This window comes from Burkholderia sp. BCC1977 (assembly GCF_905339595.1).
GTDB lineage: Bacteria > Pseudomonadota > Gammaproteobacteria > Burkholderiales > Burkholderiaceae > Burkholderia.
The window spans coordinates 112282-125607 of sequence record NZ_CAJPGQ010000004.1; the positions used below are offsets into that span (position 1 = coordinate 112282).

The 13326-nt window shown below is 69.8% G+C and carries 14 protein-coding genes; 10 read left to right on the plus strand and 4 right to left on the minus strand.

What is annotated here, in order from left to right; translation table 11 throughout:
• Positions 1 to 26: 26 nt before the first annotated feature.
• From gtdA to U5771_RS05445, 8 genes are all read left to right on the plus strand, one after another.
• Complete coding sequence (gene gtdA, locus U5771_RS05410; RefSeq protein ID WP_322023022.1) at positions 27 to 1073, plus strand: gentisate 1,2-dioxygenase; 1047 nt, start codon at positions 27 to 29, stop codon at positions 1071 to 1073.
• Positions 1074 to 1172: 99 nt separating this feature from the next.
• Positions 1173 to 1871, plus strand: a complete 699-nt coding sequence (locus tag U5771_RS05415) for a fumarylacetoacetate hydrolase family protein (RefSeq protein WP_322023023.1) — start codon at positions 1173 to 1175, stop codon at positions 1869 to 1871.
• A 34-nt stretch (positions 1872 to 1905) separates the two neighbouring features.
• Positions 1906 to 2547: a maleylacetoacetate isomerase gene (maiA, locus tag U5771_RS05420; RefSeq protein ID WP_322023024.1), complete on the plus strand. Its 642-nt coding sequence runs from the start codon at positions 1906 to 1908 to the stop codon at positions 2545 to 2547.
• Between the two features lie 19 nt (positions 2548 to 2566).
• The gene (locus tag U5771_RS05425; protein WP_322023025.1) at positions 2567 to 3775 is read left to right on the plus strand and encodes a 3-hydroxybenzoate 6-monooxygenase; all 1209 of its coding nucleotides are present in this window, start codon (positions 2567 to 2569) and stop codon (positions 3773 to 3775) included.
• Between the two features lie 76 nt (positions 3776 to 3851).
• Positions 3852 to 5213, plus strand: a complete 1362-nt coding sequence (locus U5771_RS05430) for an aromatic acid/H+ symport family MFS transporter (RefSeq protein ID WP_322023026.1) — start codon at positions 3852 to 3854, stop codon at positions 5211 to 5213.
• Positions 5214 to 5339: 126 nt separating this feature from the next.
• Positions 5340 to 5690 (plus strand): metalloregulator ArsR/SmtB family transcription factor, encoded by a 351-nt coding sequence (locus U5771_RS05435; protein ID WP_322023027.1) that lies wholly within the window; start codon positions 5340 to 5342, stop codon positions 5688 to 5690.
• Entirely contained in the window at positions 5680 to 6114 is a 435-nt protein-coding gene (locus U5771_RS05440; protein WP_322023028.1) for a YeeE/YedE family protein, read from the plus strand. Before U5771_RS05435 ends, U5771_RS05440 begins: the two co-directional genes overlap by 11 nt.
• A 1-nt stretch (position 6115) precedes the next feature.
• The gene (locus tag U5771_RS05445) at positions 6116 to 6538 is read left to right on the plus strand and encodes a DUF6691 family protein (protein ID WP_322023029.1); all 423 of its coding nucleotides are present in this window, start codon (positions 6116 to 6118) and stop codon (positions 6536 to 6538) included.
• A 129-nt stretch (positions 6539 to 6667) separates the two neighbouring features.
• On the opposite strand, the gene U5771_RS05450 is transcribed toward U5771_RS05445, so the two are convergent.
• A complete protein-coding gene (locus U5771_RS05450; protein WP_322023030.1) occupies positions 6668 to 7018 on the minus strand; it encodes a hypothetical protein in 351 nt (116 codons plus the stop codon).
• 203 nt (positions 7019 to 7221) lie between these two features.
• On the opposite strand from U5771_RS05450, the gene U5771_RS05455 reads away from it, so the two are divergent.
• The gene (locus U5771_RS05455; protein ID WP_322023031.1) at positions 7222 to 8706 is read left to right on the plus strand and encodes a PLP-dependent aminotransferase family protein; all 1485 of its coding nucleotides are present in this window, start codon (positions 7222 to 7224) and stop codon (positions 8704 to 8706) included.
• Between the two features lie 185 nt (positions 8707 to 8891).
• Here U5771_RS05455 and U5771_RS05460 read toward each other — a convergent pair whose 3' ends face one another.
• The 3 genes from U5771_RS05460 to U5771_RS05470 form a co-directional block, all read right to left on the minus strand.
• Positions 8892 to 9167: a hypothetical protein gene (locus U5771_RS05460; RefSeq protein ID WP_322023032.1), complete on the minus strand. Its 276-nt coding sequence runs from the start codon at positions 9165 to 9167 to the stop codon at positions 8892 to 8894.
• A gap of 97 nt (positions 9168 to 9264) precedes the next feature.
• Positions 9265 to 10587, minus strand: coding sequence for a cytochrome-c peroxidase (locus U5771_RS05465; protein WP_322023148.1), 1323 nt, complete (start codon positions 10585 to 10587; stop codon positions 9265 to 9267).
• A gap of 170 nt (positions 10588 to 10757) precedes the next feature.
• A complete protein-coding gene (locus tag U5771_RS05470) occupies positions 10758 to 12221 on the minus strand; it encodes a metallophosphoesterase family protein (RefSeq protein WP_322023033.1) in 1464 nt (487 codons plus the stop codon).
• Between the two features lie 180 nt (positions 12222 to 12401).
• On the opposite strand from U5771_RS05470, the gene U5771_RS05475 reads away from it, so the two are divergent.
• Positions 12402 to 13250, plus strand: coding sequence for a class I SAM-dependent methyltransferase (locus tag U5771_RS05475; RefSeq protein WP_322023034.1), 849 nt, complete (start codon positions 12402 to 12404; stop codon positions 13248 to 13250).
• Positions 13251 to 13326 lie beyond the last annotated feature (76 nt).

The window sequence follows — 13326 nt, forward strand, 5'->3', positions numbered from 1 at the left end:
GCGATCGGCCGCCCCAAGGAGACATCATGACCCGCCGACACCCGGATACCTCGCGCGCCGACTACTACGCCCGGATCGCCGAGCAGCGCCTCGCGCCGCTGTGGGAATCGCTGCACAACCTCGTGCCGAAGACGCCGCAGCCGGCCGCGCAGGCCGCGATCTGGAAGTACGCACAGGTGCGCGACCTGGTGATGCAGGCCGGTGGCGTGATCAGCGCGGAAGAAGCCGTGCGCCGCGTGCTGGTGCTGGAGAACCCGGGGCTGCCCGGCAAGTCGAGCATGACGCCGACCCTGTACGCAGGCCTGCAGCTGATCCTGCCCGGCGAGATCGCGCCGAGCCACCGGCACACGCAGTCGGCGCTGCGCTTCATCGTCGAAGGCAAGGGCGCATGGACCGCGGTGAACGGCGAGCGCACGACGATGCATCCGGGCGACTTCATCATCACGCCGTCGTGGGCGTGGCACGACCACGGCAACCCGTCGCTGGAAGACGGCGGAGAGCCGGTCGTATGGCTCGACGGGCTCGACATTCCGCTGGTCGCGAACCTCGACGCGGGCTTCGCGGAGAACTATCCGGAAGCCGAGCAGCCCGTCAGCCGCGCGGAAGGCGACAGCTTCGCGCGCTTCGGTCACAACATGGTGCCGGTGCGGCATCGCGTCGGCGACCCGACGTCGCCGGTGTTCAGCTATCCGTATGCGCGCACCCGCGAGGCGCTCGACGCGCTGTACCGCAACGGCGAGCTCGACGCGTGGGACGGCGTGAAGCTGCGCTACGTGAACCCCGCGACGGGCGGCTGGCCGATGCCGACCATCGCGACCTTCATGCAGTTCCTGCCCGCCGGCTTCGACGGCCGCACGTATCGCAGCACCGACGCGACGATCTACTGCGTCGTCGAAGGCAGCGGCACGGCGCACATCGGCGGCGACGCGTTCGCGTTCGAGCCGCACGACATCTTCGTCGCGCCGTCGTGGGCGCCGGTGCGGCTGTCGGCGTCGTCCGACAGCGTGCTGTTCAGCTATTCCGACCGGCCGGTGCTGTCCGCGCTGAACCTGCTGCGCGAAGCGCGCGACTGACACCGCCGATTGCCCCGATTTCCCCGATTTCCCCGATTCGTCCGGTGCGTCGCCGACGCGGCGCGCAGTCCTTCTTTCATGCTCACGCTGGAGCCGTTCATGACTTACGTTTTCCCGCCCGAAGCGCCGGTGGCGCTTCCCGTCGCCGGTAGCGACGCCTGCTTCGCGGTGCGCCGCGTGTACTGCGTCGGCCGCAACTACGCGGCCCATGCGCGCGAAATGGGCTTCGATCCCGATCGCGAACCGCCGTTCTTCTTCTGCAAGCCGGCCGATTCGATCGTGCCGGTCGCGTACGGCGAAACGCTCGATCTCGCGTATCCGTCGCAGACGCAGAACTACCACTACGAAGCCGAGCTCGTCGCGGTGATCGGCAAGGGCGGGTCCGACATTCCGCTCGAGCGCGCGCTCGAGCACGTGTGGGGCTATGCGGTCGGTCTCGACATGACGCGCCGCGACCTGCAGATGAAGATGCGCGAGATGGGCCGGCCGTGGGAAATCGGCAAGGCGTTCGACCGTTCCGCGCCGATCGGCCCCGTGCATCCGGCGAGCGAAGCCGGTCATTTCGAGCAGGCCGGCCTGTGGCTGACCGTCAACGGCGCGACCAAGCAGAAGAGCGACGTGTCGCACCTGATCTGGTCGGTCGCGGAAACGGTGGCCGACCTGTCGAAGTTCTTCCGCCTGGAACCGGGCGACGTGATCTTCACCGGCACGCCGGAAGGCGTCGGCGCGGTGGTCAAGGGCGACGTGATGCAGGTCGGCGTCGAGCGTCTCGGCGAACTGACCGTGCGCGTGGTCTGACGCGCGCGCCTCGCTTTCCTCGAAAGGTCATATCGTGCAACTGCATAGCTTCTTCAACAGTTCGACATCCTATCGGGTGCGCATCGCGCTCGCGCTGAAAGGACTGCCGTACGACACGCTGCCCGTGAACATCCGTACGGGCGAGCACCGCGAGGCCGGCTACGTCGCGCGGGTGAATCCGTCGGCGTCGGTGCCGGCGCTGGTCGACGGCGATTTCCGTCTCGGCCAGTCGCTCGCGATCATCGACTACCTCGACCAGATGCATCCGGTGCCGCGGCTGATTCCGCTGGAGCCGCGGCAGCGCGCGCGTGTGCTGGAACTCGCGACGCTGATCGCATGCGACATCCACCCGATCAATAACCTGCGGGTGTTGCGCTACCTCGACAGCGAACTGCAGGTCACGCCGCAGCAGAAGAGTGCGTGGTACCGGCACTGGGTCGCGGAAGGCATGGCCGGCGTCGAGCGCCTGCTCGCGCGCGCGGACACCGGCCCGTGGTGTTTCGGCGATGCGCCGACGCTCGCCGACGTGTGCCTCGTGCCGCAGGTCGCGAACGCGCTGCGGATGGATTGCGACCTGAGCGCCTGTCCGCGCAGCCTCGCGGTGTATGAACACGCTCGGCGCGAGCCGGCGTTCGACGCGGCGCAGCCGCAGCGGCAACCGGACTACGTCGCGTAACACGAAGCAGGAGACAGACATGGGCGAGACAAACAACACAGGCCGACGCGTACTCGTGATCGGCGGCGGCATCGGCGGACTCGCGACGGCACTGGCGCTCGCGCGCCAGGGCATTCGCGTGAAGCTGCTCGAACAGGCCGCGCACATCGGCGAGATCGGCGCGGGCATCCAGCTCGCCGCGAACGCGTTCAACGCGCTCGATGCGCTGGGCGTCGGCGAGGCCGCACGCGGCCGCGCGGTGTTCACCGACCGGCTGCAACTGATGGATGCGGTCGATGCGCGGGAAGTCGCGCGCATCGATACGGGCGCCGCGTATCGCGAACGCTTCGGCAACCCGTATGCGGTGATCCATCGCGCGGACATCCACCTGTCGATCTACGAGGCGGTCAAGGATCATCCGCTGATCGAATTCCGGACCAGCACGCAGGTGTGCGGGTTCGAGCAGGACGACCACGGCGTGACCGTGATCGATCAGCACGGCGAGCGTTATCGTGCCGACGCGGTGATCGGTTGCGATGGCGTGAAGTCCGCGATCCGGCAGGCGTTTATCGGCGACGCGCATCGCGTGACGGGGCACGTCGTGTACCGCGCGGTCGTCGACGTCGACAACATGCCGAAGGATCTGCAGATCAACGCGCCGGTCGTCTGGGCCGGCCCGCATTGCCATCTCGTCCACTATCCGCTGCGCGGCGGACGGCAGTACAACCTCGTCGTCACGTTCCACAGCCGCGAGCAGGAAACCTGGGGCGTGCGCGACGGCAGCAAGGAGGAAGTGCTGTCGTACTTCGACGGCATCCATCCGCTGCCGAAACAGATGCTCGACCGGCCGACGTCGTGGAAGCGCTGGGCGACCGCCGACCGCGACCCGGTCGAGCGCTGGAGCGCAGGCCGCGCGACGGTGCTCGGCGACGCCGCGCATCCGATGACGCAATACATCGCGCAGGGCGCGTGCCAGGCGCTCGAGGATGCGGTGACGCTCGGCGCGGCCGTCGCGCAGACCGACGGCGACTTCGAGGCCGCGTTCGCGCTGTATGAGCGCGTGCGGATTCCGCGCACCGCGCGCGTGCTGTATTCGGCGCGCGAGATGGGGCGGATCTATCACGCGAAGGGCGTCGAGCGGCAGGTGCGCAACGCGCTGTGGGTCGGACGCACGCAGGCGCAGTTCTACGATGCGCTCGACTGGCTGCACGGCTGGCGTGCGGAGGATTGCCTGAAGACCGTCGCCTGACGCGCTTCAGCCCGAGTCCGGCGGCGCGCATTCCAACGACATCGCGCGCGACCGCCTTCATGGAGGAGACATCATCATGGCCGATACGCTGTCCATCGACGTCAGCGAATGGATCGACCGGCATCGCGTTGCGCCGTTTCAGGCCGCGATCGTCGTGTTGTGCTTCCTGATCGTCGCGATCGACGGTTTCGACACGGCATCGATCGGGTTCATCGCCCCCGTCATACGCGCGGAATGGGGCCTGTCGCCCGCGCAGCTCGCGCCGGTGTTCGGTGCCGGGCTCGCCGGGCTGATGGCCGGCGCGCTCGTGTTCGGGCCGTTCGGCGACCGGTTCGGCCGCAAGCGCCTGCTGCTCGCCTGTGTCGCATGCTTCGGCATCGCGAGCGCCGCGTCGGCGAGCGCGGGCGGCCCGGCCGAACTGATCGCATGGCGCTTCGTGACGGGCCTCGGGCTCGGCGGCGCGATGCCGAACGCGATCACGCTCACGTCCGAGTATTGCCCCGCGCGGCGGCGCTCGCTGCTGGTGACGACGATGTTCTGCGGCTTCACGATCGGCTCCGCGCTCGGCGGGCTCGCGGCCGCGTCGCTGATCGAACGCGACGGCTGGCGCGCGGTGCTCGTCGTCGGCGGTGCCGCGCCGCTGCTGCTCCTGCCGGTGCTCGCGTGGCGGTTGCCGGAATCGGTGCGCTACCTCGTCAACACCGGCGCGGCGCGCGAGCGGATCGTCGCGATGCTTGCGCGGATCGCACCGGACCCGCACCTCGCACACGCGTCGTTCATCGCACCGCGCGGCAAGCCGGCCGGTTCGCCGCTTGGCCGGCTGTTCGGCGCGGACCTGCTGCGCGGCACGCTGCTGCTGTGGCTCACGTTCTTCATGAGCCTGCTCGTCATCTACCTGCTGTCGAGCTGGCTGCCGACGCTGTTGCGCACGACCGGCGCGACGCTGCAGACGGCCGCGCGCGTGACCGCGATGTTCCAGGTCGGCGGCACGCTCGGCGCGATCGTGCTTGGCTGGCTGATGGACCGCTTCGATCCGCATCGCGTGCTCGCATGCAGCTATGCGGCGGCCGGCGTGTTCGTCGCGGCGATCGGCGTGCTGGCCGCGTCGCCGGCGGGCGCCGCGCTGGTTGTGTTCGCGGCCGGCTTCTGCGTGTCGGGCTCGCAGGTCGGCGCGAACGCGCTGTCGGCCGCGTTCTATCCGACCGAGTGCCGAACCACGGGCGTGAGCTGGGCGAACGGGATCGGCCGCGGCGGGTCGGTCGTCGGCTCGATGGCGGGCGGGGCGATGTTCGCGATGGGGCTGCCGTTGTCGACCGCGTTCGCATTCGTCGCGGTGCCGTGCGTGATCGCCGGGCTCGCGGTGCTGGTGCTTGGCGCGGTACGGGCCGGCGCGAAGCGCGCGGCGGCGGCCGATGCGATTGCCGGCGAACAGGCGTAGCGGCGCTATGCAAGGGTAGTGCTGAAGGCGCTGTCGCTTTCTGATGGATCGCGCCGGCCGATGGTGGGGATCGATAATATATAAAAAGATATAATATAGATCCGTTAATCGTCTGCCGCCATCCTCATGAACGCCGATCCTTCCTCCGGGCCGCCCGAGCCCGACCCGATGCGTGCCGCCGCCGAGTCGGCGTGCGCGCTGCTCAAGGTGCTGTCCAATCCCGACCGGTTGCTGCTGCTGTGCGAACTGTCGCAGGGCGAACGCTGCGTGAGCGAGCTCGAGGCGCGGCTGGATATTCGCCAGCCGACGCTGTCGCAGCAGCTCGGCGTGTTGCGGGACAACGCGCTCGTCCGCACACGCCGCGAAGGCAAGAACATCCACTATTCGCTCGACAGCCCGGCCGCGATCGCGGTGATGGGGGTGCTGTACCAACAGTTTTGCGGCCCGGCCGCGAAGGGGACGCGCCATGCAGCTTGACGCGCTTCATTTCACGCCGTGGCTGTCGCTCGCCGGCGGCGTGCTGATCGGGCTTGCGGCCGCGTGGCTCGTCGCGTTCAACGGGCGGATCGCCGGAATCAGCGGCATCGTCGGCAGTCTGTTCACGGCCGCTGCGGCGGAGCGCGACTGGCGTGCCGCCTTCGTCGCCGGGCTGATCGCCGCGCCGCTGATGATGCGTGTCGCCGGGGCCGCGGTGACGCCGCAGGTCGATGCAGGCTGGGGCGAGTTGCTGGCGGCCGGCCTGCTGGTCGGGATCGGCACGCGCTATGCGGGCGGATGCACGAGCGGTCACGGCGTCTGCGGGCTGTCGCGCGGTGCGGCGCGCTCCATCGTCGCGACGGTGGTGTTCATGGTCGCAGGCTTCGCGACCGTATTCGTGCAACGGCACGTGGTCGGAGGCTGACATGCAGGCAGGATTCGCGTTTCTGGCGGGGCTGCTGTTCGGCGTCGGCCTCATCGTGTCGGGGATGGCCAACCCGCAGAAGGTGCTCGGTTTTCTCGACCTGGCAGGCCGCTGGGATCCGTCGCTCGCATTCGTGATGGCCGGCGCGATCGGCGTCGCCGTGTTCGCGTTCGCGTGGGCGAAGCGCCGGACCCGGTCGTTGCTCGGTCTGCCGATCCAGTGGCCGGCCGCGCGGACGATTACCGTGCGCCTCGTCGCCGGGAGCGCCGTGTTCGGCATCGGCTGGGGGCTTGCCGGGTTCTGCCCGGGGCCGGCGATCGTGTCGATCGGGCTCGGGTCGGTGAAGGGCATCGCGTTCGTCGTCGCGATGCTGGGTGGGATGGCGTTGTTCGAATGGATCGAGCGCGCGCGCAAGGTGCGGTAGCAGGGCGGGGGCGCTGCGGCCGACGTTGTTGGCCGGGCGCGATGAGGGCGCCGGACGGGCGCGCGCGCGTCGCCGGGTGGGCGACGCGGTGGCCGCATGACGATATCGGCGACGAGGTGAGCCACCGCGTCAGGATTGCTCGCGCACATGCCGCTCGCGAAATAGCGGCGCGGACACCCGGCGCAGCCACGCGCGCCACGCGGCGAACACACCGGACCGGGCCGGCGGTTCCGCGACGGTCGCGGCGACCGGCCCGGCGCTGCCGGCGGACAACGCCACGTGACCGGCCGTCTCGATCGTCAGGCATTCGCCTTCGTCGAGCACGCGGCGAACGTGTTGCGGCGCATCGGGCAGCCAGTCGAGCCCGCCGTGACGCAACGTGACCGCGACCGCGCCGTCGAGCACGATGACCTGGCTGCCCTTGTCGAACCACGCAAAGTGGCTTTGGCCGGTGTCGAGCCGGATGTGTTGCGTTCGCATGGCGAGTCCTTTTCCCGGTTGCGCGGCCCCGCGACGGCGAGGCGACTGCGTGCAATCAGGTTAGGGAAACGCCTGCCCGCAGGACAGATTCAGGGGACGGGAATCTGTTACGGTGCAGGCGACGATTTCGTGCCGCTGTATCGGTGGGTTTTGCCCGAATCTGTATCTGGCGTGCGCCAGGGCGCGCGGGCACGATGACCCGCATGACGCCCATCACCGACCCGTCCCGCACGCCTTTGCCGATGGCCGGCGAGCCGCTTTACGAACGGCTCGCCGAGCATTACCGCCGCATCATCGCGGCCGGCACGCTGTCGCCCGGCGACCGGATGCCGTCGGTGCGCGCATTCATGGCGCAGCACGGCGTGAGCCTGTCGACCGCGATCCAGGCGTTCCGGCGGCTCGAGGATACGGGCTGGTGTGAAGCCAGGCCGCGCTCGGGCTACTTCGTGCGACGGCGCGCGGCGGCCGCGCTCGACACGCTGCCGGAAAGCGACGGGCCGCCGCTGAGCGTCGAGCCGCCGTTCGCGGGGCTGCACGAACGCGTGGCGCGCGTGATCGATCGCGCGAACGCGATGCCCGATGCGCTGAATCTGGGCGGCGCGTCCGCGCTGGCGACCCTGTATCCGGCCGAGCGCCTGCAGGCGCTGGCGATCCGGCTGCTGCGGCGCAAGCCGACGCTGCTGACCGACGCGGGGCCGGTCGGCGGTTCGCCCGAATTCCGGCAGACGATGGCCAAACGCGCGCTGTCGTACGGCGTGACCGTGTCGCCGGACGACGTGATGTCGACAAGCGGCGGCGTCGATGCCGTGAATCTCGCGCTGCGCGCGGTGGCGCGCCCCGGCGACACGATCGCGATCGAATCGCCGGCCTTTTTCGGCTTGATCCAGCTGCTCGAAAGCCTCGGCCTGCGTGCGCTCGAGATTCCGGCCAGCCCGACGACCGGGCTGTCGATCGAGGCGCTCGACGTGGCGCTGACCGCGTATCCGGACATTCGGGCCGTGGTCGTCGTGCCGAATCTGCAGAACCCGCTCGGCAGCGTGATGCCCGACGAACGCAAGGCCGCGCTGGTCGCGCTGTGCTCGCGTCACGGCGTGGCCGTGATCGAGGACGAGCCGTATCGCGAACTCGTCGAGGCGCCGCACGCGGTGAAGCCCGTGAAGGCATGGGACCGCGACGGCACGGTGATCTACTGCCCGTCGTTCAACAAGGTGCTGGCGCCGGGGATGCGGCTCGGCTGGATGAGCGCGGGCCGCTGGCACGCGCGCGTGAAGATGCTCAAGTTCGCGCACAGCCGGCACAACGCCGCGTTGCTGCAGGCCGTCGCGGCCGAATTCGTCGGCTCGGGTGCGTTCGATCGCCACCTGCACCGGTTTCGCGAACAACTGCGTGTGCAGCGCGATGTGACGATCGATGCGATCGCGCGCCATTTTCCTGCCGGCACGCGGATGAATCGGCCGCCCGGCGGCATGCTGCTGTGGATCGCGCTGCCGGACGGCGTGCGTTCCGAAGCATTGTTCGATGCCGCGCTGGAACGTGGGGTAAGGATCGCGCCAGGCGCGATCTTCTCGAATTCCGACCGCTTTGACGCGTATATCCGGCTTGCCTGCACGCGGGTGTTCGACACGGCCCACGAAGCGGCCATCGAAACGCTCGGCCAGTTGATACGCGACGCGGCGGCCGCTGCGTAAACGGGGTGCGTGCGGGGTGCGTGCGGGCGGGGTGCATGCGGGCGGGACGCGTGCGGGCCGGGCCGGCGCGTTGGCGACCGGGCTCGGCGGTCGTGACGGGGGCACGGACCGGCCGATCCGACATGCCGCATTCAGGCCGGCCGGCCGCCGCGCGGCGACGCGCCGACGATACGATTTCGGCGATTTCATCGGCTGACCACATGCGCGGCGAGGTGCTGACGGATCAGCGACAGATAGCGATCGCCGACCGAGAAATCGCGTGCGGCACGCGGCCGTTCCGCCGGGCGCAGCGTGGCCGGCACGCTCATGCCCAGATACCGGCAGACTGCCGACGGAAAGGGCTTGCGCGTATGCCCGAGCTGGCGCGCCGCGCGCTCGACGCGGGTGTCGCCGACCTGCGCACGCAGCCATGCCAGCACTTGGCGATCGGTGTCGTTGACGATACGGACCAGATGTTCCATCGCGCACCTCACTGTTCATAAATACAGTACTGTAAATATAACCAGTATATGAGGCGGCCGCAAGCGGGCGCGCATGCGCCTGGCCGTTCGGCCAGGGTCAGCGCGCCGGCGCGGCGGTGCGGGTGATCCGGGCGGCAGGCGCGGCGGGGCCGGCGGGTGGGACGAGATTCGCGTAGCGCGCGTCGGTCAGCGTGCCGAGGAACGCGACGATGTCGTCGATTTCCGCGTCGGTCAGCGCGGGCGGCGTGCCGGGCCGGCGGTTCATCGGCGTCGAATTGACGTTGATGTTGCCGCGATAGGCGGCCGGCACGTCGTCGAACGTCCGGGCGCCGTGATACCAGTAGCCCGGGTCGGTCGAGCGCGTGTTGTAGAACGCGACCGCGTCGCGCAGCGTCGTGAACACGCCGTTGTGCATGAATGTCTGCTTGACCGCGACGTTGCGCAGCCCCGGCGTGCGCAGGTAGCCGCACCATTGCGTCGGCTCGGGCCAGCGCAGCCGCGTTGCCGTGTCGCACAGGCCGTTGTCGAAATGGCGCGGATCGCGGTTCGCGGGCAGCGCTCGGTTGCGCGGCACCGCGATCGCGTCGTAGCCGAAATCGGTGAAGAGCGAGCGCTCCGGCCGGCTCGACGTCTCCGACAGCGTATGGCAGCTCATGCAGTTGCCCTTGTCGGGATTGCGGAACAGCGCCAGGCCGCGCATCTCGGCCGGCGCGAGCGGCTTGCGCGTGCGCAGGAACGCGTCGAAGCGCGACGTGAACGGCGCCATCTCGTCGCTCTGCAGATAGGCCTCGACGGCCGAGCCCAGCGCGCGCACCAACTGCTCGGGATCGCGCCGCACCGATGCGCCGAAGCGCGCGGCGAGATCGCGTGACAGTTCGGTGCCGTCGACCTTGCGCAGCAGCGCGGCCGGCGACCGGTTGTTCATCTCGTTCGGGTCGAACAACGGCCCGCGGATCTGTTCGGCGAGCGTGTCCGCGCGGCCGTCGCTGAAGAGGCCGCCGAACGGCGACGGCGCGGGCGCATCGTCATCCTGGTAGAAGTGGCGGCGCGGCACGTAGCGCACGTAGAGCAGCGACGGCGCGTTGCGCTGGCTGAAGCGCCCGGGGCGGCTGCCTTGCGGCACGCCCGGCCCCGCGAGCGAAGCGGCCGGCAGCGTCGGCGCGAACGCGCGCCCCGGATCGTGGCAGCCCGCGCACGACATGCCGCGCGGCTCGGACAGCCGCGGATCGAAGAAGATTCGGCGGCCCAGTGCGACGAGCGTCGGGTCGGGCGCGAAACGGGCGGTCGCCGCGTCGACCTTGCCGGTCACCTGCGGCGTGCCGTTGCCGATCGTGCCGACGACGCGTGCCGGCGGCGCGCCGGGGAGCAGGATCGTTTCGGCTGGGGCGGCGCGGGCCGCGAGCGCCGCGCCGGCGAGCACGGCCGCGGCAAGGACGCGCACCGTCCTGCCGCCGCCGGCGACCGGAACCGAAGTTGCAGCCAGACGCTCGGCGGCGGCTGCCGACAAAACCGTCCGCCTCCGCGATCCGGCCATCCGGTGCCGCAGGCCTGTCGAACCCGTCGAATCGTCATCTCGTCGAACTTCGTCACTCACGGCGCGATGAACCCCGTCTTGTCGCATGCGAGCGTGTTGCCCGACTGGTCGCACGACGCGAGCAGCTTGCCCGCCGCCGAATACGCATGGAACACCCAGCCCGTCGCCGGCGCCGCGCGCCGTTCCATGATCAGGAAGCCGAAACTGTTGTTGTGCGACAGCCGCTCGATCACCGCGCCCGGCGCGGGCGTCAGGCCGGCCGGAAACGGATCGGGCAGCGCGACGTCGAGGTTGTCGCCGCCGTTGCCGGACACGATCGTCGCCGGATGCCCGGACGAGAAGTTGATCGCCTGGAAGTCGTGCACGTGCCCGTGCAGCGCGACGTGGATGCCGGGCGGGTAGTACGCCTGCGCGTTCAGGCTCGCCATCACCGACTGCAGCGCGAGGTTGCCCGGCGCGGGCGTGCTGCCGGCGATCGGCGCGAATGCGAGGATCGGATGATGGTTCGTGAAGATCGTCGTCGACATGCCGGCCTTCGCGGCGAGCGACGCGACCGTCTGGAACTGCTTCTGGTAGATGCGGAATTGCGCGTCGGTCGTCTTCAGCGGATTGCGGCCGACCTTCGCGGTGTCGAACACGATCACCTGCGTGCCGCCGCCGAGCGACACCGCATAGGGATCCGAGTAGTTCGCGTCGTTGTCGTTGGCCGGATCGTCACACGAACGGGCCGCCGAATACGGATGGGGATCGAGGAAGCGGTACCAGCCCTGGCCGGCCCGCGCGCATTCCTCGTGGTTGCCGCGCACGACGACCCACGGCGCCTTCGCGAACAGCGGCGCGGCCGGGCGGAACAGGTCGGCCTGCCACGTATCCCAGCCGTAGCCCCACGGGCTGTCCTTGCAGCCGGCGATGTCCGGCGGGCACGCGTTCTCGCGGTAGTGATAGTCGCCGACGTGCAGCACGAGATCCGGCGACAGCTTCGCGACGCTCGCCGCGATCGTATCGAACGGCCAGACCGTCGCGTCGTTGCACGCCTGCCATGCGTTGTCGGCCTTCTTCATCCGGCAGCCGGTGTCGGCGATGATCGCGATGCGCTGCGGCTGCGCTTTCGGCAGCGGCAGCGCGCGGCCCGCGACGCTCGCAGTCTGCGCATCGGCCGGCAGCGTCGCTTCGCAGACCGACACCGGGAAGCTCGACGGTTTCGAGTCGGCCGGGTCGCTGGCGGTCGTCCGTTGCGCGACGGTCGCGGCGCCGGCGCGCAGCGTCATGCGCGACAGCCTGCCGTCGACCGACAGCTGCGGACACAGCGGATCGCTCGCGGACGCGGGGCGGTAGTTCGTGATCACGCGCGCGATCGCCTGGTTCGCATCGCCGATCTCGACCCACGCGGCCTGGACGTTGATCGCGGCACTGGCCGGATCGGCGGGCGTATCGATGCGATTCGAACACGCGGACAGCGCCGCGAAGGCAACAAGCGGAGCGCAGCGCACGAACAGCGCGCGCGAGAGGAGTCGTCGCATGGGAGGCACCGTGGGAAAGCCGTCAACGATACGCAACACGAATGTAAGAAATATGAAGGACGGGGCACGCCGGACGCCCGGCGCACGAGGCGTGCCGCGCTCGCGGGCTTGACCTCAAGCCGGCTTGAAGCAGCATAGTCCGGATCACGGTCAACGACGTGGACAAAAGGAGCATCGACGATGGAAGACAGCCGGGCAAACGAAGCGCAGTCAGCGCTGTGGAACGGCCCGTCGGGGCTGGCATGGGTCGACGCGCAGCGCGCGCTCGACCGGATGTTCGAGCCGTTCGAGACACTGCTCGCGGATGCGGCGGTGGCGGCGTCCGCGCGCAGCGTGCTCGACGTCGGCTGCGGCACCGGCGCGGTGACGCTCGCGATTGCACGGCGGCTCGGCACGCACGCGCACTGTACGGGCGTCGATATTTCGGCACGGATGCTCGCCGCCGCACGGGCACGCGCCGAACGCGAGGTCGTGGGTGCCGGCTTCGTGCAGGCCGATGCGCAGACGCATGCGTTCGCGCCGGATCAGTTCGACCTGATCGTGTCGCGCTTCGGCGTGATGTTCTTCGACGATCCGGTGCGCGCCTTCGCGAACCTGCGGCACGCGGCGCGCGCGAACGCGCGGCTGCGATTGGTCGCATGGCGCGGCGCCGCCGACAATCCATTCATGACGACGGCAGAGCGTGTCGCGGCGCCATTGCTGCCGAACCTGCCGGCGCGGCAGCCGGGGGCGCCGGGACAATTCGCGTTCGGTGACCGGCAACGGATCGCGTCGGTGTTGTCGGACAGCGGCTGGGCCGACATCGCGATCGAGCCGATCGATATCGCGTGCGCGTTGCCGGCGTCCGCGCTGGACGACTACATCGCGCGGCTGGGGCCGGTCGGGCTCGCGCTTCGGCAGGTGGACGACGCGACGCGTCGACGTGTGATCGATACGGTTCGCGCCGCGTTCGAGCGCTACGTGCAGGGCGCGGACCTGCGCTTCGTCGCGGCGTGCTGGCTCGTCACGGCGCGGGCGCCGTCCGCATGATGCATCGGGAAAAGCGGGGGCCGACGTTCGGCTGCGCGCCGACGTTCACGCGCGACAAGGCCGCAACGCCGTGCGA